Origin of the sequence: Pseudomonas sp. FR229a (assembly GCF_030209115.1) — a bacterium.
Classification (GTDB): domain Bacteria; phylum Pseudomonadota; class Gammaproteobacteria; order Pseudomonadales; family Pseudomonadaceae; genus Aquipseudomonas; species Aquipseudomonas moraviensis_A.
Genome location: NZ_JARVSP010000015.1, coordinates 32,781 through 53,649, shown reverse-complemented (window position 1 = coordinate 53,649; position 20,869 = coordinate 32,781). Strand labels below are relative to the sequence as shown.

General features: G+C 57.4%; 24 protein-coding genes and 1 tRNA gene. 10 read left to right on the top strand and 15 right to left on the bottom strand.

The genetic code is table 11. The annotated features are described in order from the left end of the window. The 6 genes from QRN33_RS13320 (at nucleotide 1) to QRN33_RS13295 (ending at nucleotide 4,407) form a co-directional block, all read left to right on the top strand. Nucleotides 1-219, top strand: a complete 219-nt coding sequence (locus tag QRN33_RS13320; protein WP_064363382.1) for a hypothetical protein — start codon at nucleotides 1-3, stop codon at nucleotides 217-219. A 457-nt stretch (nucleotides 220-676) separates the two neighbouring features. Then, nucleotides 677-1,963 (top strand): OprD family porin, encoded by a 1,287-nt coding sequence (locus QRN33_RS13315; protein WP_285408965.1) that lies wholly within the window; start codon nucleotides 677-679, stop codon nucleotides 1,961-1,963. A gap of 231 nt (nucleotides 1,964-2,194) precedes the next feature. Next, on the top strand, nucleotides 2,195-2,941 hold the full coding sequence (locus QRN33_RS13310; protein ID WP_064363380.1) for a 2OG-Fe dioxygenase family protein: 747 nt from the start codon (nucleotides 2,195-2,197) through the stop codon (nucleotides 2,939-2,941). Between the two features lie 79 nt (nucleotides 2,942-3,020). Further along, nucleotides 3,021-3,398 (top strand): GNAT family N-acetyltransferase, encoded by a 378-nt coding sequence (locus QRN33_RS13305; protein ID WP_042608609.1) that lies wholly within the window; start codon nucleotides 3,021-3,023, stop codon nucleotides 3,396-3,398. Beyond that, on the top strand, nucleotides 3,395-4,111 hold the full coding sequence (locus tag QRN33_RS13300; protein WP_042608610.1) for an AzlC family ABC transporter permease: 717 nt from the start codon (nucleotides 3,395-3,397) through the stop codon (nucleotides 4,109-4,111). The genes QRN33_RS13305 and QRN33_RS13300 overlap by 4 nt, the downstream gene beginning before the upstream one ends. Then, entirely contained in the window at nucleotides 4,090-4,407 is a 318-nt protein-coding gene (locus QRN33_RS13295) for an AzlD domain-containing protein (protein ID WP_042608611.1), read from the top strand. Before QRN33_RS13300 ends, QRN33_RS13295 begins: the two co-directional genes overlap by 22 nt. On the opposite strand, the gene QRN33_RS13290 is transcribed toward QRN33_RS13295, so the two are convergent. Next, the gene (locus QRN33_RS13290; protein ID WP_042608612.1) at nucleotides 4,324-5,250 is read right to left on the bottom strand and encodes a LysR family transcriptional regulator; all 927 of its coding nucleotides are present in this window, start codon (nucleotides 5,248-5,250) and stop codon (nucleotides 4,324-4,326) included. The genes QRN33_RS13295 and QRN33_RS13290 overlap by 84 nt on opposite strands. A gap of 468 nt (nucleotides 5,251-5,718) precedes the next feature. Between QRN33_RS13290 and QRN33_RS13285 the strand changes: the two genes are divergently transcribed. From QRN33_RS13285 to QRN33_RS13275, 3 genes are all read left to right on the top strand, one after another. Further along, on the top strand, nucleotides 5,719-6,009 hold the full coding sequence (locus tag QRN33_RS13285) for a type II toxin-antitoxin system RelB/DinJ family antitoxin (protein ID WP_042608613.1): 291 nt from the start codon (nucleotides 5,719-5,721) through the stop codon (nucleotides 6,007-6,009). A 270-nt stretch (nucleotides 6,010-6,279) separates the two neighbouring features. Beyond that, nucleotides 6,280-6,687, top strand: coding sequence for an MbcA/ParS/Xre antitoxin family protein (locus tag QRN33_RS13280; RefSeq protein ID WP_083353988.1), 408 nt, complete (start codon nucleotides 6,280-6,282; stop codon nucleotides 6,685-6,687). Continuing rightward, a complete protein-coding gene (locus QRN33_RS13275; RefSeq protein WP_285408964.1) occupies nucleotides 6,684-7,364 on the top strand; it encodes an RES family NAD+ phosphorylase in 681 nt (226 codons plus the stop codon). The genes QRN33_RS13280 and QRN33_RS13275 overlap by 4 nt, the downstream gene beginning before the upstream one ends. A gap of 56 nt (nucleotides 7,365-7,420) precedes the next feature. Here the strand turns inward: QRN33_RS13275 and QRN33_RS13270 are convergent, their stop codons facing one another. The 8 genes from QRN33_RS13270 to QRN33_RS13235 all read right to left on the bottom strand — a co-directional run bounded on the left by QRN33_RS13270 (nucleotide 7,421) and on the right by QRN33_RS13235 (nucleotide 14,360). Next, nucleotides 7,421-8,578, bottom strand: a complete 1,158-nt coding sequence (locus QRN33_RS13270; RefSeq protein WP_285408963.1) for an AAA family ATPase — start codon at nucleotides 8,576-8,578, stop codon at nucleotides 7,421-7,423. Between the two features lie 233 nt (nucleotides 8,579-8,811). After that, nucleotides 8,812-8,887, bottom strand: a tRNA-Thr gene (locus tag QRN33_RS13265). A gap of 75 nt (nucleotides 8,888-8,962) precedes the next feature. After that, nucleotides 8,963-9,799 (bottom strand): FkbM family methyltransferase, encoded by an 837-nt coding sequence (locus QRN33_RS13260; RefSeq protein WP_285408962.1) that lies wholly within the window; start codon nucleotides 9,797-9,799, stop codon nucleotides 8,963-8,965. A 346-nt stretch (nucleotides 9,800-10,145) separates the two neighbouring features. After that, nucleotides 10,146-11,381, bottom strand: a complete 1,236-nt coding sequence (locus QRN33_RS13255; protein ID WP_285408961.1) for a methyltransferase — start codon at nucleotides 11,379-11,381, stop codon at nucleotides 10,146-10,148. After that, nucleotides 11,362-12,051 (bottom strand): ABC transporter permease, encoded by a 690-nt coding sequence (locus QRN33_RS13250; RefSeq protein ID WP_064363372.1) that lies wholly within the window; start codon nucleotides 12,049-12,051, stop codon nucleotides 11,362-11,364. The genes QRN33_RS13255 and QRN33_RS13250 overlap by 20 nt, the downstream gene beginning before the upstream one ends. After that, complete coding sequence (locus QRN33_RS13245; protein ID WP_042608620.1) at nucleotides 12,048-12,743, bottom strand: ABC transporter permease; 696 nt, start codon at nucleotides 12,741-12,743, stop codon at nucleotides 12,048-12,050. Before QRN33_RS13245 ends, QRN33_RS13250 begins: the two co-directional genes overlap by 4 nt. Nucleotides 12,744-12,820: 77 nt before the next feature. After that, nucleotides 12,821-13,573 carry an ABC transporter substrate-binding protein gene (locus QRN33_RS13240; RefSeq protein WP_042608621.1) on the bottom strand — a complete coding sequence of 251 codons (753 nt, stop codon included), beginning with the start codon at nucleotides 13,571-13,573 and terminating at the stop codon, nucleotides 12,821-12,823. Between the two features lie 13 nt (nucleotides 13,574-13,586). Continuing rightward, nucleotides 13,587-14,360 (bottom strand): ABC transporter ATP-binding protein, encoded by a 774-nt coding sequence (locus QRN33_RS13235; RefSeq protein ID WP_285408960.1) that lies wholly within the window; start codon nucleotides 14,358-14,360, stop codon nucleotides 13,587-13,589. Between the two features lie 543 nt (nucleotides 14,361-14,903). On the opposite strand from QRN33_RS13235, the gene gabP reads away from it, so the two are divergent. Further along, nucleotides 14,904-16,295: a GABA permease gene (gabP, locus tag QRN33_RS13230; protein WP_116657397.1), complete on the top strand. Its 1,392-nt coding sequence runs from the start codon at nucleotides 14,904-14,906 to the stop codon at nucleotides 16,293-16,295. A gap of 71 nt (nucleotides 16,296-16,366) precedes the next feature. On the opposite strand, the gene QRN33_RS13225 is transcribed toward gabP, so the two are convergent. The 6 genes from QRN33_RS13225 to QRN33_RS13200 form a co-directional block, all read right to left on the bottom strand. Next, nucleotides 16,367-16,819 carry a hypothetical protein gene (locus tag QRN33_RS13225; RefSeq protein WP_285408959.1) on the bottom strand — a complete coding sequence of 151 codons (453 nt, stop codon included), beginning with the start codon at nucleotides 16,817-16,819 and terminating at the stop codon, nucleotides 16,367-16,369. Nucleotides 16,820-16,825: 6 nt separating this feature from the next. Beyond that, nucleotides 16,826-17,239 carry a hypothetical protein gene (locus QRN33_RS13220; protein ID WP_042608625.1) on the bottom strand — a complete coding sequence of 138 codons (414 nt, stop codon included), beginning with the start codon at nucleotides 17,237-17,239 and terminating at the stop codon, nucleotides 16,826-16,828. A 29-nt stretch (nucleotides 17,240-17,268) separates the two neighbouring features. Continuing rightward, a complete protein-coding gene (locus tag QRN33_RS13215; RefSeq protein WP_285408958.1) occupies nucleotides 17,269-18,243 on the bottom strand; it encodes an alpha/beta hydrolase family protein in 975 nt (324 codons plus the stop codon). A gap of 68 nt (nucleotides 18,244-18,311) precedes the next feature. Continuing rightward, entirely contained in the window at nucleotides 18,312-19,370 is a 1,059-nt protein-coding gene (locus QRN33_RS13210) for a PDDEXK nuclease domain-containing protein (protein ID WP_116657399.1), read from the bottom strand. Nucleotides 19,371-19,549: 179 nt separating this feature from the next. Then, nucleotides 19,550-19,897, bottom strand: coding sequence for a hypothetical protein (locus QRN33_RS13205; protein ID WP_102899563.1), 348 nt, complete (start codon nucleotides 19,895-19,897; stop codon nucleotides 19,550-19,552). Nucleotides 19,898-20,010: 113 nt separating this feature from the next. Further along, complete coding sequence (locus QRN33_RS13200) at nucleotides 20,011-20,802, bottom strand: TSUP family transporter (RefSeq protein ID WP_116657400.1); 792 nt, start codon at nucleotides 20,800-20,802, stop codon at nucleotides 20,011-20,013. Nucleotides 20,803-20,869: the final 67 nt, after the last annotated feature.

The window sequence follows — 20,869 nt, the reverse complement described above, 5'->3', positions numbered from 1 at the left end:
ATGAACGCCGAAGTGAACGTAGTCAGCGAGCGGACTGTGCATCCCATGGCCGTCAATGGCGAATCGCTCCAGCTTGTCGCGCACTGGTTGAAGTCCAATGGAACGCGTCAGATCAGAGAACCTGATCCGCGCCGGATGATGATCGAGCGCTACCCCGCTGGGCTGTTCAGCGAGGCCGAACTGGAAGCGTTGTGGGATGTGATGGAAGGACAGGAGTAACAGGGATTGATCAAAGCGCTGCCGGGATTGGCGGCGCTTTTTTTTGCCTGAATTTTATCTACAGGTATTCAAAGGTGGGAGCGAGCCTGCTCGCGAAGGCGTCCGCCCTGCCAATGACTCGTTGACTGATTCATCGCTTTTCGCGAGCAGGCTCGCTCCCACAAATCAAAACTCCCTGCTTAATCTGGTTTTCCTGCAATCGCCCAGCTAAGAATTTACGTTTCTTAGACGTTTTTCGCCTATTTAAAGACGATTCTTGAAATTGACACACTGTTAAGGGCGCGGCTACGATTCCGCCCAACGCCTGTGGCTAACCGCCATGACTCAAAATAAGGAGCAGGCCCGCCATGACGTATCCGTCGGCGGGTCTTTTTGTTTCGGGGTGAATACAAGAGTGCAAAAGCGCCGTTTCAGCCGTTCGACACAGCGCGTTTCAACCCGTAATAAGGAAAACAAAATGTTGAACAAGCGAATCAGTCTGATCGCACTGGGGATGTTGAGTGCTACACAGGCCATGGCTAACGACCAGGCCGAATCCAAGGGTTTCGTTGAAGACAGCAGCCTCAAAGTGCTGTTGCGCAACGCCTACATCAATCGTGATTACAAAGACGGTCGCCCGGACAAAGCCGAGTGGGGCCAGGCGGCGATCGGGACGTTCTCGTCCGGCTTCACCCAAGGCACCTTGGGTGTCGGTGTTGACGCCTTTGGTCTGTACGCACTGCGTCTGGACGGTGGCAAGGGACGCACCGGCGCGCAAGGCATCGACTTCTTCAAGCAGGAAAATGACGGTCGCGCCAACCACGACATCGCCAAGGGCGGCGCAGCGGTCAAATTCCGCTTCTCCAACACCGTGCTGACCTACGGCGACCAGATGCCGGCCCTGCCGGTGCTGAGTTACGACAACGTGCGTCTGTTGCCGGAAAGCTACACCGGTACTTTGATCACCTCCCGTGAGATCAAAGGTCTGGAGTTGAATGCCGGTCGTTTTACCGCTGAATCGCGCAAGAGCGATGAAGGCCGTGACAGCGGCGGTCTGAAGTCGATCAATGTATTGGGCGGCAGCTATCAGTTCACCGAACGCTTCAAAGGCGCGCTCTATGCGTCGGACGTTGAAGACGTCTTGAAGAAACAGTACGTGAACGCCAACTACGTGATTCCGTTCAACAAGGACCAGTCGCTGACCCTGGACTTCAACGGCTATCGCACCAAACTGGACAACTCCTATGTCCGCGAAAACGGTGTAACCGGCGACGACAACAAGATCTGGAGCCTGGCGGCGACCTTCGCCACCGGCCCGCACTCGTTCACCGTGGCGCACCAGCGTTCCACCGGCGACAGCAACCTGGGTTACGCCTACGGCGGTTATCAGAAAGATCAGGGGCGTGTCGGTGACGGTGGCAATACCATCTACCTGGCCAACTCCTACTGGTCGGACTTCAACGCCGAAGATGAACGCAGCTGGCAGCTGGGCTACGGCCTGGACTTCGGTGCATTCGGCGTTCCGGGTCTGAGCTACAACTTCGCTTACGTGCGTGGCGACAACATCACCACCTCCACCAGCGAAGGCGGCACCGAGCGCGAGATCTTCAACCAGTTCAAGTATGTCGTGCAAAGTGGTCCGGCCAAAGACCTGAGCGTGAAGCTGCGCAGCTCGATTCTGCGTGTCTCGCAGAAATCCAGCGAGTACAACGTCAGCGGTAACGAAGTGCGAGTATTCGTGGACTATCCGATCAATATCTTCTGATGATCGAAATGCTGTAAGAAAAATGAGAAAACCCCGATTCGTTCGGGGTTTTTTTTCGACGGTTTTTCAGCCGAAACCGGAAATAACCAGTGTTTTTGTCATGTAAAAGTTGTTTTCAATGCGCTGCAGGTTTCGTTTCAAACAACACTTCAAATGCCTGAAATTCTTTCTCATGGACGCAAATTCTCCACCTAATAGATTAGGGCGTTCAACGCAGCGGAGAATCTGGTAATGATCGTTTTGAACAGAGAAGTGGGCGAATCGCTACGGCGCGACAAATTTGTCAACGTCCAGGGTGGTGACTTCAATCTCTACGGTCATTTTGCCGACTTCGTCAGACTGACCAAGAGTTGGGAAAACATGGAGCCTGACAGCTATTACGGTCAGGCCGAAGCCGGCATGCGCTACCGTCGTTACAGCGACTTTGAATACAACCCGAAAACCCGCGAACTCAAACAACTCGAGCATCGCGCCTATGTGCAATCGAAAGCGAATAACGCTTACGTCGGTGGCGTGGTACGGCATTTTCAGGACTTTTCCGAAGAAGTGATCTCTTCACCGGTGATGCGCAGCCTGATCGACACCGATTTCGAAGTGTACAAGAGCGTTCTGCCGGAAGAGTTGCACGATGAAATCTGGCAATGCCAGATCCATCAGATTCGCATCGAGATCAAACCCGGCAAACAGCTGGAAATCACTCCCGAAGGCATTCACTGCGATGGCTATCCGTTCAGCGGCGTGCACTTCTGGGGACGCAATAACGTCGAGGGTGCGGAGAGTCGTCTGTACGACATCCACAAGCATCAATTGGCGGCGACCACCTACGAGGAAATTCTCGACACCACCTACTTCCTCGATCGCGACATGCGTCACTACGTGACCCCGGCGCGCAACACTCACACGCATGCCATGGCATACCGGCAGATTCTGGCAATTTCCTTCTCGCGGCCCGGGACCGCTTTCGACATTGTTCGCTAATCAGATCACCCCAATCGACGGCGTCGAATGCTCGACGCCAGTGGTCCTGCGCCGGGCTACGGCCAAGGATGCGCAGCGCATGGAGCGCTTCTTCCGCCAGTTCGACGAAGTGTCGTTCTGCGAATGGCAGGACGCCAAATGCCTGCGCGGCGTGTTGATCCAGAAAACCACCACGGCGTACCTGGCGTTCGATGTCGACGGCGAGATCGTCGGCGCGGTGCTGGGCGGCATGCTCGGCAGCCGCGGCACGATCAATCATCTGGCCGTCAGCCCGCGCTACCGCAGCCAGGGCGTGGGTCAGCGCCTGGTCGAAGCCGCGTCATCCGACATGAAGCGGGTCGGGGTTCTGCGGATGTTTCTGTTCGTCGACGATGCTAACCTCGCGGGCAAGCGATTCTGGACCGCCCAGGGTTTTTGCGAACCTCACGGCGAACGGACATTTGAGAGGGATCTATGAATGAAAGGTCCGGCAGCGCACCGTTGATGGCGACTCATCAGCCGTCGCGCACGTTTGCCGAAGCCAGCCCGGTAGTCGCCGGGTATTTCACCGTGTCGTTTGTCTTCGGGCTGATGGCGGTCAACGCTGGTTTGCCGATGTGGCTGCCGGTGGCAATGTGCTTGTTCGTGTATGCCGGCGCATCGCAATTCGCCGCGCTGGCGCTGATCTCCAGCGGCGCATCGCTGACCACCATCGTACTGACCACGTTCCTGATCAATGCGCGGCACATGCTGATGTCGGTGTACATGGCCAAGGCCCTGCGCGCCCTTGGCTTGAGCCGCATGGAACGTTGGGCTTACGCCGGTGGCCTGACCGACGAATCCTTCGCCTTCCACAGCGTCAAGCTCGGCACTGGCGCGCCGGTCAATGTGCGTTATCTGATCGGTTTCAACCTGTTCTGCCACACCTCGTGGGTGCTCGGCGGTTTGCTCGGTGCAGTCTGCGCGCAGTACGCGGCGCACTTGATCAAATATCAGCTCGATTACGCGCTCACGGCGATGATGCTCTACGTGCTGGTCTCGCTGTGCAACACGCGCAAAAAACTGATCGCCGCCGCTGCCGCCGTGGTCTGCATGGGGGCACTGAGCCTGATCGGCAGTTCGCCCTTCAACGTATTTATCGCCACGTTTGTGGGCTGCGGAGTGGGTGTATGCCTGACCAAACGTTCCTGATTCTGGTGGTGGCATTGATGATGGCCGTGACCTTTCTGCCACGTGCCTTGCCGCTGCAGATCAACACCGAACACTGGCCGCCGTTCGTGGCGCGGGCGCTGGAATATTTGCCGGTGGCGATCGTCGCTGCGATCAGCCTCACGCCCCTGTTGATCAAGGACCGGCAGATACAGCTCGATCGCCCGGAATTCTATGCCGCGATTCCGACGTTGCTATGTGCGTATTTCAGCAAAAACCTCTTTCTCAGTGTGGCGGTGGGGACGGCTGCGTACATTGCGCTCGGCTCGTTCATGTAGCGGCATATCGACGACATCGTTCAACGCCTGGTGCGACAACTCCGGATTGTTCACCGCCAGGCGCACTTCGAGAAAATCCTCGAAACCGGGGAAGATCGTCAGGCCGTTCTTCTGCGCCGCTTCACGCGAGACCATACCGACCGCATCCATCTGTGTGATGAGCGACAGCGTCAAGGTTTCGCTGCATGAATAGACCATGCGCTGACCGTTCTCGTGATTACCCAGGCCGGCGTCGAGAAAACGCAAAAAGCTGTGGGAATACGGACAGTCTTCTGCAGGACGCACCTGGAACTTGTTGCCCAGCAAGGTCAAAGGATCGTTTTCCTGGCCGCAATGCGCACCAACCACCTGCACCTGTACATCCGGCAGCACGATGCTCGGCAAGCCGGGACGCTGCGGGCCGATCAGCACGGCGAGGTCGAAATCTTCGTTCTTCAGCTTGCTGAGATTTTCCATCGACTCGGCGTAGCTGAATTCCATCTGATAATCGGGAAATACCTCGATCAGACGTCCGATCATGCGCCGGTTGAAGTCAGGCGACAGCGTGTTGTTCAACGCCACCTTCAACGTCCGCTGTCCCGGCACCTTCAACGCCTCGACCTTTTCCTCCATCTGCCGCGTGGCGATCAACACTTTGTCGATGTAGGGCGTCAGCTCCGTGCCTTGCGGCGTCAGCGTCAGCCCCTTGTTTGAACGGCGAAACAAGCGGAAACCGAACTGCTCTTCGACCTTGTTCAACTGCGCGGCCAACGCCTGCACAGTCAGGCACGAATGCTCGGCTGCAGCCGACAACGAGCCGGTCTGCACGATGCGCATGAGGTTGCGTAAGGTTCTGCTATCCATGGGTAATGCCCTCTGAAGTGGGCTGGGTATTGTTGTTTACGAAACGACCGAACCGGCGCCATATGCCGGCTATATTCCTGCACCTGAGCATAGTTGTCGCGGATTTAGTAGCGAATTGATTCCCCCGCCGATGGCTGGAGGCTGACAGAGGATCGGGGTTTTTGGTGGCGTGGGGGTGATGGAGGTCAAAAAAAGTGCTGGGTTTTGGTGCGTGGGGGCGGTTTTTCCGATGAGAAACGGCTTACATCCTCCGAGGTTTTTGCCAGCGTCATGCGCAGAACGATCTCAGGCAGAGTAGCGATTTAGCTGATAGCGCTTACCTGTCAAAGCAGTTGAAATGGATGCCTGGCATTCGAACATGGCGGTTAACAACCACCTATCAACTTCGCGTTGACCGACGAAGATCCCTCCGACCACAATGTAGAGGTAGCGCTGATGTAGCTACAAAATCACAACGAGGTAATCGTAATGGCTGCACTACTGAAAACTACCGATGTGCGTTGCCGCATTGATGAGGATTTGAAAACGCGTGCCACTGAAGTCTTAAACGCTTGCGGGCTGAGCATCAGCGACGCCATGCGACTTTTTCTGCGACAGGTTGTTGCCACTCAGGGGCTTCCCTTCGAGGTGCGAGTTCCATCAGAAAAAACGGCGCGCGCAATGATGGAAGCACGAGAAATCCGTGAGCGTTTCGACTCCATAGACGACATGCTGAGGACTGTTGATGGCGAAACCGGAGAAAACGCAAAAACGCGCTGATCGGCCTAAACAGTGTGCACAGACTTCTGAATTCAAGAAGTCTTGGGATCGTTATAACCGTGCCGGAAGGCGAGACATGAACGACGTCCGGAATGTGATGGCGATGTTGTTCTTGGGGCAGCAATTACCCGCAGAATATCTGGATACATAAGCCGGCTTAACTCCGGCTTCTGTGCGGCTGTTTGTTGCGATTGTTCGTTTGTGTATCAAAACTCTAAAAAATTACAGTTTTGTACTAGTCTTGAGCTAAGACAAAATCAGGAGGCGTCTATGCCTACCTCATCTCCAGCCCTCATCCCACGCGAACAACTCGACGCCCCCGAAGCCGGTCGCGTCGCGCTGAAGTTCTTCTTCAACCTTATGGAGCGTTGGGGCTGCAGCGCAGAGCAGCAACGCACATTGCTGGGCGGCGTCGGCAACACCACGTTCTATAAATACAAACATTTGCCGAACATACGTCTGCCTAACGACACCCTTGAGCGGATCTCCTACCTGATGGGCATTCACAAGGCGTTGAGCATCATCTTCAGCAACAGCCGCGAGCGCGCTTACGCTTGGGTCAGCAGCCCGAACACCGCGGCACCGTTCAACGGCAAAACCGCACTGGATTACATGCTGGCGGGCAGGGTGGTCGACATCGCCGATGTGCGCCGCTACCTCGATGGAGTGCGCGGTTGAAAACGCCGACGCTGGTCGAGGTGCCATGGCCGCGCGCGTATCGCATCGTCAACAGCAGCTTCCCGCCGATTGCGCTGTTCGAAGATGTGCTCGATCCAGAAGACCTCGAAGTCGCCTACGCCATCGAAGCGCTAACCAATGATCGTCTGATCGAGCAGGCCGGCGTGCTCGCCCGCGTGCGCCCCGAAGATCGCCTGTCCGGCCCCGGTTCCAGTCCAGTAATGGCCGCGTTTACCCATGTCGGCAAACGCAGCCGTTTCAGCGATGGCACCTTCGGCGTCTATTACGCTGCCAGCAGCCAGGCCGCAGCCATCGCCGAAACCTGTTTCCACCAGGAACGCTTCCTCGCCGCAACCCAGGAAGCCGACCTCGAATTGACCATGCGCACTTACGTCAACCGAGTGATCAAGCCGCTGCATGACGTCCGCCATGGCTTCGAACACTTGCATCAGCCTGATCCGGACGCCTACGGGCCGTCGCAGGTATTTGCGCGGCAATTGCGCGATGCTGAATCTTGGGGCTTGCTCTATAACAGCGTGCGATTGGCGGGGCATGAATGCGTTGCGGCGTTTCGGCCCCCGGCGGTTTCGATTCCGAAGCAGGGCAAACATTTGCGCTATGTGTGGAGTGCGAGTCAGCAGAAGATTTCGTTTGTGTTCGAGATCAGTCAGGTCTGAACCCAAAAAGCCCTCGAAGGGGTCTGTCCCCAATACTGCTTCAATACTGCTTGAGCCTAACTTCCCTCGATCAAAGCCCGCTCCTCCAGCCAGATCTCTTGCACGAACTGATCGGTGATCGCATAAATGCCATGCCCGCGTCGCATGATGATGTTCTCGGCAACCAGCGCAATCACTACCGGCTGAATCTCTTCGACCCGCACCTCTCGCCCCACGGACTTTGAATATTCAGCCGCTACGTCTGTGGAAAAAATTCCGCGAGCATCGCCTTCTGTAGATGCGATCTTGTTGAAAACGGCTTGAGCCAACCTACCCAGTTGCTCGACTTTTTCCAGCTCGATGCTCGCCGCCGCCGAACGTAGTGTGCTGGCGATTACCGGGAGAAAAACATCTGGCTCGCCCTCTTGCTGTAAGAGTTGGCGTAGGGCCTTCAGCATTTCTTCAGGCCGATTGCCCAAAGTGTCGAACGCTTCGATTGCAGCTTCGAGGGACGGTAATTTGTCCTGCTTCACGGTCATTGCGAGTCTGTTGAGCAAAAATTCAACGTAATCGCCTTTCAGCAATGGATAGGCTGCTGACGTGGCGCCGGAAAAGGCGTGGTTGCGTTTGGCGGTCAGTTCGCTGACTTGCGCTCTGTGCGAACCTGTGCCGATAAAAAGAAAGTATCCCGGCGTTTTCGGACGAGGGTTAATTGCATCGCGGGCGGCTTTGAGTGCCAGGAGCAGCTGATTAGCGTCGTCTGAGGAAATGGCATGCTGCACCTCGTCAATGATCAACACCAGATCAGTCTTGGCTTGATCTACGACTTCGGCGAGTGCTTGCGCCATTGTTGGGCCGTCGACGTTGCCAATGCTGTCGAGTTTGAAGCCGAACTTGAATCCAGCGGCGCCGATTTCAGCATTGCTGACTCGCTTGAAGGTTTCCAAGGCGGAGGAGCCAGGTGTTTGCAGATCTTTCAGGGTTTTCCGGATGGCGTTGTGCTCGAGCGTTGCCGGGTTAGCCAGAGTGTCGCTCCATAAATCGACGTAGATGACCAAAGCGCCTGCTTCTTCCAGGGCCGGGATGAGATCATTCCTCAGAAACGTCGTTTTGCCTGTGCGGCGCAGACCAGATAGAAACAAGCCTGAGCGCAAACCTTCGTCTAGCACACCTGGATTGAGAAGCTGGTTAGCCATTGACTCAGCCAGTTCTGGGCGCTGAAAAATGCTGCTCATGTGATTACACCTTTTTATGCGCACACCATAATTATTGCTATTTCATAATTAGCATAAAGATGGAAACGTGGACCGTCGGTTCAAAGTCCTCGCTTTCGAAGTGTGTAAGAGGAAGTGTGGCCAATCGCGCGAAGTGCGAGGGAGAAGCTACTTTCACTGGGGGAAAGTGCCAGGAATATAAACAAAGCAGAAACAACAAAGCCCCTGCATTTCTGCAGGGGCTTCGTTTTGTATGGTGCCGGCACCAGGAGTCGAACCCGGGACCTACTGATTACAAGTCAGTTGCTCTACCAACTGAGCTATACCGGCGTGTGGGCGACGATTATAGCGATTGGGAAGATCCTGTAAACCCCTGAATTCAGACTATTTTTGCATCCGCTCTAATCAAGCCCTGCGCAGCACATTGCGCAGGGTTTGCACGGCCTTCACGGTGCGGCTGTTCTGCAGGGCCGATAGTTGCGCTTCGGCCTGCTCCGCGCGGTGCAGGGCATTGGCCAGTTGTTGGGCGGTGTCGAGTTCGCTGGGGCTGAGCGGGTGAGCGAAGGCGTGGCCTTTGCACAACTGGAAGTTGTCGAGATTGCACGGTGGGATATCGAAAGCAGGTTTGAGGTTCAGGTGTTCGTCGGCGAGAAACCAGGTGTTGAGACCGTCGAACAGGATCGCCTGATAACCGGCGTCGGTGACCAGCGGTTCCCACGTATGGTCGCGCTCCCAGGGGGTCTCGATGACTATGATCCAGGGACGGAAGCGAGTGAAGTCCATGCCGCGCAGAACGCTTTCTTCGTGGCCTTCGACGTCGATTTTCAAGAAATGGATCGATCGATCAGCGGCATATTGTTCGCAGATAGACGTCAGTGTGCGCGAGTCTACTGTGAGGCTGCGCACCTCCATGCCTTGATCTTTGTGCTGTTTGGCGATCGCCGGGTCGGCCGTGGACAGGCCGGTATCGGGGATGGCGTAGAAGGTCATTTCGCCGGGCCGATCGCTGGCGATGCATTGCACAGTAGTGTCGTGCGGACGTTGCTGACAGAGGGCGTCGTAGTAGTTCTGTATCGGTTCGACGTTCACGCCGTTCCAGCCGTGGTCATAGAAGGCTTTGGTAACCGAATCGTGATTCGGGTCATTGGCTCCTACATCGATATAGAAGCCGTCTTCGACTTGCTTGAGGGCACGCCACAAGCGGACGTCTTCAAAATTCTGCGCATAAGAAATAAACGTCACGGTCGCATCCTGTCGGGTTTGTTTTGTTCTTGTTGGGACGCGTGCGGGTGGCACGTTGTGGCCTTGTATAGCAAGGCGGGCGAGATGCCGCAATTATTCGCTGCGAGCGGGTGCAATCAGGCGGTTATGTCGTTTTGATTGGCGGCTTATGCACATTCGGCTGGCATGGAATCGGGTCAGGCGGGATTTTCTGGAAGCGTTCTCATTTTGTTCGCAAATTCCTGTTTTAACGGTTTTTTATTAATGTGAACAAAAAATGAACAGCGCTGTTAATGGCTTGAAACAGGCGTAAATATTGGATCCACTATGGATTCATCAACAGAGTTATCCACAGGGTGGTCGCGTTTTATTTGCGTTCGGCCAACATCAGCAAATTCCGCGGCGTAAGGGGGGCTGAGCAAAAAGTGCCAAGGCGTACGGCGTAGCCCTGTTCGACGAGGAACAGTGCCCGATCCAGATTCAACCAAAGCTCCAGTGGCCGTCGGAACAACCCGCGGAGCAATTCCAGGTTGCGTACTTCGGCCAGTCGCTGCCAACCGGTAGCTTCCAGTTTTTCCCAATCCGTCGGTCCAACTGTGGATAACTCTTTCAGCGCGGCCAGATCGCGACAGTAGTCAGGGAAGGATTTATCCAGCCAGGCGCTCGGCAGAGATGGGGTTGGCAAATACTCGTCAGTACCGCGCAACTGCCGTTGCAGACAATCGAAAGCCAAGCGTCGGGCCATCGAGGTATCGCGCTGGCGTTTGACCCTCGCACCGGCGGTGACGGTTTCGCTCATCGGCAGAGCCAGATCTTCGAGTGATAGCCGTAGGGCTGATCGCAAACCCTCAGAAGACAGTGGCTGATACTCGCTGCGATTGATCCGGTTGTAGCAACATGGCGCGATCGCCATCTGCTGACATCCGGCGGCACTCGCCAATCGCATGAGGCGTACGTGCAGATCGCCGCAGGCGTGCAGGGCGATGGGTGTGTGACTGGCGCTCACCACGGCAGCGGCGTCCGCCGCGAGTACGTCCTGCTCCACATGCAGCGCATGCAAGTCATGACGCTGACTCAGCGCCTGACCGCTTGCAACCAACAAAGGATCATATTCGACACAAGTCAGTTGCTGCCCTTCATTCAACAATCGTCGACCCAGATGCCCTTTGCCGGAACACCAGTCCAGCCAATGCGTCGGCTGCGAGGCGAAAGACAGACAACTGGCAAACGCCTCGATCTGCTGCCACTTGCGCCCAGGCACATCGACATTCAAGCGATGCCCGGCAACCTCAAGCGCGTGCCTTGGCAATTCGCCGGCTGCACTCAGCTGGGCCGACAATTTCGCCAGTGAGGCAAATGGCTCGGGCGCATCGGTCAGATCAGCAGGATGGTTATGCGTCCGCTCTGCATCTTCCAGCGATCGCCCGCGCAGCCAGGAAGACAGTTCCGGGTGACTTGTTTCCCAAGCAAGGGAAAGATGCGTAAACGGTCGAGGTTTCCACAGCGCCTGATGCTCAATCAGAAAAGCATCCAGCGCGATGAAGCGGGCGAGCAAGTCATCGCCCGTCAGCATGCAGGAAGTTTCAGCGGCCCTGGCAGGCATCGACGCGCAGCCAGCGCTCCAGCAGCTTGAAGCCGCGTACCAGCACGTAAGCCATGACCAGATAGAACACGCCGGCGGCGAAGAAAATCTCCACTGGCAAATAGGTGCGGGCGATGATCGTGCGGGCCATGCCGGTCAATTCCAGCAGGGTCACGGTGCTCGCCAGGGCGCTGGCCTTGAGCATCAGAATCACTTCATTGCTGTACGCCGGCAGGCCGATCCGCGCAGCACGCGGGAGGATGATGTAGAACATCGCTTTCGGCCTGGACATGCCCAACGCTCGCGCCGCTTCGATCTCGCCCGGTGGAATCGCCTGTATCGCTCCGCGCAGAATCTCGGCGATGTACGCCGCTGTGTGCAAGGTCATGGTCACCGTGGCACACCAGAATGGATCGCGCAGGTACGGCCACAGCGAGCTTTCACGCACGGCGTCGAACTGCGCCAGGCCGTAATAGACCAGGAACAGCTGCACCAGCAACGGCGTGCCCCGGAAAAAGAAGATGTAGGCGTAAGGCAGCGAGCGCACGTACCACAGCTTCGAAGATCGGGCGATGCCCAGCGGAATCGCCAGCAGCAGGCCGGCAATCACTGCGATGGCAACCAGTTCGAGGGTCAGGGTCGCGCCCTGCGCCAGTTTCGGCAGCCACTTGATGATGACTTCCCAATTCATTGCGCGCTCCTCGCAAAGCCGCGGGCGGCGCGTTTTTCCAGGAAATGCATGCCGGTCATCGCCAGTACCGTCAGGGCGAGGTACATGACCGCCGCGACCATATAGAAGGTGAATGGCTGTTTCGACACGGTCACGCCGATCTGCGCGTGACGCATGATTTCTTCCAGACCGATGACCGATACCAGCGCGGTGTCTTTCATCAGGATCATGAACAGATTGCCCAGGCCGGGCAGGGCGATGCGCCACATCTGCGGCATGATCAACCGGGTGAAGATCCGCCACTTCGACAGGCCCAGGGCCTGGCCGGCCTCACGGTGACCCTTGGGAATGGCAAGCAGGGCGCCACGGAACACTTCCGTGGCGTAGGCGCCGAAGCACAGGCCCAGTGCGATCACACCGGCGGCGAAGGCGTTGAGTTGCAAATCGGGGTTGCCGAAGTACTCACCGAGGGTGCGCATCAGGTTGACCGTACCGAAGTAGATCAACAGCACCCAGAGCAATTCCGGGACGCCGCGCACCAGCGTCGAATAGGTGCCGCCAAGCCATTGCAGCGGCTTGTACGGGGAAGTCTTGGCCAGAGCGCCGAGCAGGCCGAGCACCAGGCCCAGGCACAGGGCGGTGAGCGCCAGTTGGACGGTCATCAGCGCGCCAGCGGCGAGCGCCGGGCCGAATCCGTAGAGGTCGATAATCATGGGTTTCTGTTCAAATTGCGGCAGGCAAAGTCGGGAGCCGGCGCCGCTTGTTCACGGCGCCAGTCCCACAGGTCAGATCAATAGATGCTGAACGGGAAGTACTTGTCGTTGATTTTCTTGTAGGTACCGTCAGCGACGATTTCCTTCAGTGCAGCGTTCAGCTTGTTGCGCAGTTCGTTGTCACCCTTGCGCACGGCGATGCCGATCTTGTCGCTTTCCACCACCGGGTCGCCCTTGAACTCATAGTTCTTGCCAGCGTCGGTTTTCAGCCAGTCGTAGTTGGCGTATTTGTCGGCGAGGATCGCGTCGACACGACCGGAGGTCAGGTCGAGGTAGGCGTTTTCCTGGGTATCGTAGAGGCTGACCTTGATGTCATCACCGTAGGTGTCTTCCAGCCAGGTGCCGGCCAGCGTCGCGCGCTGGGTGCCGATGGTCTTGCCCTTGAGCGAGTCCTTGTCGGTTTTGAAATCGACATTTTTCGGCGCGATGAACTGCAGCTTGTTCGAGTAGTACGGGTCAGTGAAATCCACCGCGGCTTTGCGCTCTTCGGTGATCGACAGCGAGGAGATCAGGAAGTCGAACTTCTTCGCGTTCAGGGCCGGAATGATGCCGTCCCAGTCAGAGGTGACGACGGAGCATTCGGCTTTCATCTTCGCGCACAGGGCGTCGCCGATTTCCTTGTCGAAGCCGACAACCTGTCCGCTGGCATCTTTGTTGTTGAACGGCGGGTAGGCCGCTTCGATGCCCATTTTCAGGGTTTCAGCCATGGCACCGGCGCTGAACGCGAGGGTGACTGCGGCGGCCAGGAAAACCTTCTTGAAATTCTGCATGCATGTTGCTCCGTTAGCGGTTGCTGGACATGAATTGTTTGCAGCGCGCCGAAAGCGGGTTGTCGAACACCTGCTGTGGCGATCCTTGCTCTTCTATAAGGCCCTGGTGAAGGAACACCACTTCGCTGGAGACCTGACGGGCGAAGCCCATTTCGTGGGTCACGAGCAGCATGGTGCGGCCTTCTTCGGCCAATGCGCGGATGACACTAAGTACTTCCTGAACCATTTCCGGGTCAAGGGCGGAGGTGGGCTCGTCGAACAGAATGACTTTCGGCTGCATCGCCAGTGTGCGGGCGATCGCTGCGCGTTGTTGCTGGCCGCCGGACAGTTGCGCCGGGTAGGCGTGGCGCTTGTCGGCGATACCGACCTTGGCCAGCAGGGCTTCGGCGACTTCGATGGCCTCGGCCTTGCTCTGGCCGAGCACCCGGCGCGGGGCTTCGATGACATTGTCGAGCACGCTCATGTGCGGCCACAGATTAAAGTTTTGAAATACAAAACCAATCTCCGAGCGCAGGCGATTGATCTGCTTGCCGTCGGCGGCAATCAGTTCGCCGTTCTTGGCGGCTTTGAGCTTGAGTTCTTCACCGGCCACCAGGATCTGGCCCTGATGCGGGTTTTCCAACAGGTTGATGCAACGCAGGAACGTGGACTTGCCGGAACCGGAAGAGCCGAGGATCGAGATCACGTCGCCGTCGCGGGCGGTCAGCGAGATGCCTTTGAGCACCTCAAGCTGTCCGTAGCGTTTGTGCAAGTTGCGGATTTCCAGCGCGGGCGTGGCCTCAGCCATGTGCGTTCCTCATATATGTTGCGCTCCTGCTGTTGGCGGGCCTTCCAGGCGAGGCGGCCAAGCTAGCATAGCGTTTCAATGGCAGCCAACAGCGCTACTAGCGGTAATCGGGTGGCCTGTGGCGGGTTGTCGCATCGGCGCAGCAGACTGTCGCCCCATCAACAACCGAACGGGTGTTTGATCATGCAGACCCGTAGGTGTCGCGTAAAAAAAGGCGCGATGTTGCCAGCTTTGGCGGGGTGTTGGAAGCGCTATCCGGCCGAACGTTCCTTATTCGCCCTTTTTCTGTGCGTCGCACACTTTTTCTGTGTGTTTCTGGTGCGCGGATTCGTCTTCAAAGTGAGTCGCAGGGTAACGTTCTGGCGAATAGCCAGTAAACTCAATGACTTGCATCGGATGCCAGAGCCCGCGGCCTTCAAGGACTTGAAACATTTTGGCGCAAATATTGCGTGCAGAATAAGGAACAGGTCGTTGGATTCTTTTTACGAGAAAGAATTTTCAGACGTGCCGGATGCACTCGCTTTCCTTGCAAAGGTAGTCTCTATGAGCAGTACCCCAAGCTCCACTGGCCTCGAACAGGGGCTCAAACCGCGTCATGTGACCATGTTGTCGATCGCCGGTGTGATCGGTGCCGGTCTGTTTGTCGGCTCCGGCCACGCCATTGCTGCCGCCGGCCCGGCCGTGCTGCTGGCCTACGCCGCTGCCGGTACCCTGGTGGTGCTGGTGATGCGCATGCTCGGCGAGATGGCCGTGGCTTCGCCGGACACCGGCTCGTTTTCGACGTATGCCGATCGCGCGATCGGTCACTGGGCCGGTTTCACCATCGGCTGGTTGTACTGGTGGTTCTGGGTGCTGGTGATTCCGCTGGAAGCCAACGCCGCCGCGACCATCCTGCATGCCTGGTTCCCCGGTGTGGATATCTGGGCCTTCGCGCTGGTCATCACCATGCTGCTGACGGTGACCAACCTGTTCAGCGTGAAGAACTACGGCGAGTTCGAGTTCTGGTTCGCCCTGATCAAGGTGCTGGCGATCATCGGCTTTATCGGCCTGGGCCTTGCGGCGATTTTCGGCTTTCTGCCGACCAGTCAGGTCAGCGGTGTCTCGCACTTGTTCGACAGCGGCGGCTTCCTGCCCAACGGCATGGGCGCCGTGCTGGGCGCAATCCTGACTACCATGTTTTCGTTCATGGGTACCGAAATCGTCACCATCGCGGCGGCGGAATCGAAAGACCCGGGCAAGCAGATTTCCAAGGCCACCAACTCGGTGATCTGGCGGATCGGCCTGTTTTATCTGGTGTCGATCTTCATCGTCGTGGCGCTGGTGCCGTGGAACGATCCTACCCTGGCCAACCTCGGTTCCTACCAGACCGTGCTGGAGCGCATGGGCATTCCCAATGCCAAGATGATCGTCGACATTGTCGTGCTGGTCGCGGTGACCAGTTGCCTGAACTCGGCGCTGTACACTTCGTCGCGCATGCTGTTCTCCCTCGGCAAACGCGGCGATGCCCCGGCCATGTCGACCCGCACCAACAAAAGCGGCACGCCTTACTGGGCGGTGATGTTGTCGACCGGCGCAGCCTTCCTCTGCACCTTCGCCAACTACGTGGCTCCGGCCGCGGTGTTCGAATTCCTCCTGGCCAGCTCCGGCGCCATCGCGCTGTTGGTCTATCTGGTCATTGCCTTCTCGCAATTGCGCATGCGTAAACAAAGCGTGGCGCGTGGCGAGAAAATCGAATTCAGCATGTGGCTGTTCCCGGGCCTGACCTACGCGGTGATCATCTTCATCGTCGCCGCGCTGACCATCATGCTGTTCCAGGAAGCCCACCGCGTGGAAATCCTCGCCACCGGCCTGCTGAGCCTGATGGTGGTGGCTGCTGGGTTGCTGGTATCGCGCCGGCGCAAGCTGGAGAAGCGTGGTGCGGTGGTGTTGAACTGAGTCGTAACTTGTAATGCAAAACGGCCGCTGTCAGGGATGACTAGCGGCCGTTTTTTGTTTCTGAGAAGGGCTTATTCGCTCTTGTCTTCCTGGGTCTCTACCGACTTCCCATAAGCATCCAGCGCCACCCCGAAATCCGTAATGAACTGCGGCTCGCTCAGCCACGCCTGGGCTTGTTCGATGGTCATTCCGTCGGCCCACACGCGGTAGTCGATGAGCATGTCGGCGGCCAGGTGAGTAGCGGCCATGCCTTCGTTGTCGGCGTTTTCCATATCGAGCAGTTCAGGATGATCGACGATGATGAAGGCCAGCTCGCGCAGCAGGGTCAGCAGCATTTCGTTGCGGCTGACGGCTTCGGCGTCGCGCATTTTGCTGAACATCGCCAGGGTGTATTCCGGGATCGGCTCAGCGAGGTGGCCGAGGTCTTCATCCTGATCCAGCGGTTTGCGCCCGACCATACGGATCTGCTTGGCTTTGGCCTTGGCGCGTTTGGCGCGTTTCTGTTGCTTGTTCAGGGATGCCATGGGAGCTCAGTTCTTCTGTTGGGTTTGTGCGGCGATCGCGTCGGATGCCGCTACATAGTCAGCCTGGAAGGCCGGGGATTCGATCCACGCCAGCGCGCCAGCCTCGTCGGTTTCCTGCGACCATTGGCGATACTCGATCAGCGCGGCGAGTATGAAATCCATCGCGCCTTCTTCACCTTCCTGCTCATAGACCAGTTCCAGCAGCGGGTCTTCAAGGAACGCCGTGCACATGGCCTGTTGGCTGATCTTTTCGGCGTCGATCATTTTCTTGAACAGTTCGGTCAGGTCCACCGATTCGAAATCGATGCGGTCGTCGTTCGGGTCCAGCTCGACCGGCGCTTCGGCGCGTTTGGTGCGGTTCTGCTTGGCCTTGGTCTTGGCCCGGGCGGCGCGTTTTTGCTGCTTGTTGGCGGAGGCCATGGTGTGTTCCGTCGTGCGTGGAAAAGGGCTTAACTGCGCGGGACTGGCCGTCCGGGTGTGTCGAGGGCCAGTGCGCCGGTCTGCAGCCAGGTCAGAGCGATGGGCCATAGTGTGGCTTGGTATGCGCTACGAAAAAAGGCGAAATGTCCGACTTGTTGTTCGTTGATGTCCTGCGGTTCGATGCGCAAGTGGGTTTTTGTAGCGTTGCTGAGGTAGCCGAGCAAGCGTTCGATGGCCGGGACGGTGCCGTAGGGATCGTCGCTGATGCTGATGGCCAGGGTTTCTGCGCTCACATTGGCGAAGGGGAGGGTGCCGTTTTTTTTCAACAGTACTCGACCACTGGGGCGCTGTTCAAAACGCGGGGCAGGCGTGCTCCAGTCGCGCACAACGCCCGTTGGCGTGTCTTCCAGCCAGCCGAGGCGTTTGCCAGGAAAGAAGCCGCAGAGCAGCGTCAGCAGCGGCATCACAACGTGCCATTTGCCAAACATGCGCCAGCGGTGCTCGGGAGCGTAATCGCGCCAGTAGGCGAACTGTGCGCCGACGGTGACCAACCGTCGGATAGCTCGCCCCGACTCGGCCAAACCTGCCGCGCAACCCCCAAAACTGTGGCCGACCACATCAATTGGCTGACCGGGAAACTCGCGTTGCGCACGTTTGAGCATCGCTTCGAAATCCAGGGCGCCCCAATCGCTCCATGAAGCGTTCAAGCCTTTGATCGAAGCCTGTCGCGATTCTCCGATGCCACGGTAGTCGTAGGTAATGACGTCGAAGCCATTGGCGAACAGATAGGCGGCGAAGCGCGAGTAGTGGCGGCAGCGCACGGAGGTGGCGGCGTTGATGATGACCACCGGGCGCTGAGCATCGAGTCCTGTGTGGCGCCAGGTAAAGCCGCCAAGCCCATGGCCGTCGGCAGCCGCTTCCTTGAAAGGCTCACCTTGCGTCGCAGCCAACGTCGGGGACTTTGACTGCGTGTCCTGCATTGCGGGCATGTCCTGACAGCTCATGACAATCGACCTGGGCGGGTAAGCTGCCAACGATAGTCTGCGCACCGCCCGGTAACAATCCGCAGTTTTTAATCAGTGGATTGAGTGAGCATGCGCTCTTCGATCAAGGCCTGTTCGCGATTGAGTTCTGTGCGCAGCTCCTCTTCACTCGGCAGGATCGTCTTGTAACTGCTGGCAAACAGTTGCTCATTGCCTTTGAGCATTGAGTAGCGCGCCACCGAATCGTTGCTCTCGGCAGACAGAAGGATCCCGACAGTCGGCTTGTCCCCCTCGCTGCGCTTGAGTTCGTCGTACATGCGCACATACATGTCCATCTGGCCGACATCGCCGGCGCTGAGCTTGCCGGGTTTAAGGTCGATGATCACAAAGCATTTGAGCAGGTAGTTGTAGAACACCAGATCGATGTAAAGATCGACGCCGTCGGTGCTGATGCGTTGCTGGCGAGCAACGAAGGAAAAGCCTTTGCCCAGTTCGAGAAGGAAGCTCTGCAGGTGGTCGATGAGGGCTTGTTCGAGACTGCTTTCCCGAACCTTGCCGGCTGACGGCAGGCCGAGGAATTCAAGCATGACGGGATCGCGGATGAGTTCGCGCGGATTGCATTTCATGGCTTCGATGTTGGTGGTGGCTTCTTCGATCACTTCGGCTTTGTCTCGACTCATGAGGAGTCGTTCGTAATAGAGCGTCAGGATCTGGCGGTCCAAGGCGCGGCTTGACCAGTTCAGGTTGGCGCATTCGTCCATGTACCAGTGGCGTGCTTTTTCGTTGTTCACTCCTAGAAGCCGGCGATAGTGAGTCCAGCTCAATTCGTGACGCAGTGCGTCACGAATTGGAAACGCCTGATAAAAGAGGCGCATATAGCGCAGGTTTGAGGCATCAAACCCTTTCCCAAACTGCGCGGTCAGATCCTTCGCCAGCAAGGCAAGCAACTGCTTTCCATAGCCCGCACGCTGGGCACCTTGCTGTTCAAACTCGACGGTATGTCTGCCGATCTGCCAGCAGGTCTGCACTTGAATCGTATCAACCGCGCGCAGCACTTTTTGCCGCGCCTGACGAATCAACTCGCCCAGCTCTCCCAGCAAGGAGTCAAGTTTCGGGTCTTGCATGTCTGCAGGTTTTAGCTGGCTCATTGGGTCTTCCGCTTCATTGTGAACAGACGCAGAAGCATGCCCAAAGTCGCCGTTTGAATATGTCGGGAGAGACGGTGAAATCCGCAGGAAGAGGCGATGGATATTGCAGGACGTTGCCGAGGAAAGGGACGTTGACGTGCAAAGGTCTGTAGTCCATTTCGTACGCCTGACGGCAACCGCTAGCGCGACCGGGGTTTGCGCTTGGCCTTGGTCGCAGGTTTATCGATGCGTGTCAGTCGATGCCACGCCAGGCCTGCGACCAGCAGCAATCCGCCGAAGAGTCCTTGGAAAACGATATGAAACCAGTACCCACCCGGCTGCCCGGCGAGGGTGTAGACCTTGGCCGGCCCACCGCGAGTGGCGGTGGTGATCGTTTCGTGAATCAGGCCGTCGATGGAGGAGTAGCCCAGCAACGCGCCGGTACCGATCAAAAACAGGCTGATCATGATCGCCAGACTTCTGGACACCAGGCTTTCCGGTGGCGGCGTTGGATGCGGCAGGGGCACGCGGGTTCGTTTCTGGTTCATCGCGGGGATGACCCTCTTCCGTAAGGGGCGGGCAAAGTACCTCAGTTCCCGATCGATCGAAAAGCGTCGTCTGGAAAAAGAGCTACGATCTGCCGTTGTTCCTCTCCGTCCCCTCAATATGCAGATAGGACCTGAATAACCTCTACGCGCAGGGGGTTGGTTTCTACACTCAGCAGCTTGATGGCCAGGGCGCAGCAGATCACGATCAACATCGGCTTGATCAGCCGTGGCCCAACCCGAATGGCAGCACGAGCACCCAACTGAGCGCCCAGAAACGCCGCCAGTGCCATCGCAATTGCGAGTGGCCAGACAATCACGCCTTTAGTGATGAAGACAGCCAGTGAGCCGAGGTTGCATGAGGCGTTGGCCAGTTTGGTGAAGCTCATGGCTCGCATCATGCCAAGGCCGCAGAGAAGTACCAGGCCAACGATAAAGAACGAACCTACACCAGGCCCGAAAATCCCGTCGTAAAAACCCAGGATTGGTGCCACGGTGAACGAAAAAAGCATGATGCCGATTCGCTTGCGACGATCTTCATTGGCGAGCTTCGGAGAGAGCGCGAAATAAATGGCGACAAGGATCAGCATGATTGGCACGCAAACTTCGAGGTAGCGTTTGTCGATTGAGCTGACCAGCAATGCACCGCTGGCGCCCCCGACAAACCCGCAGATTGCCAGGAAGCGGCCTTCGCGCCATTCGATCATTCCTTTGCGGGCAAACGTGACCGTTGCCGAGACAGTCGCTGAGGCTGCCTGAAACTTGTTAGTGGCAATCGCACTGATCGGGTCCATGCCTGCCAGAAGCAGCGCCGGCAGGGTGATCAGACCGCCTCCCCCGGCAATCGCATCAAAAAAACCGGCGCAAAACGCGACGAGTGCCAACATGCCGATGATGTCCCAGGACATTCCTTTTCCTCTGTATTTGATATGGATGAGCAGCCAGGTGGACCGTTGCTCACTAGCGCTGTTGTTG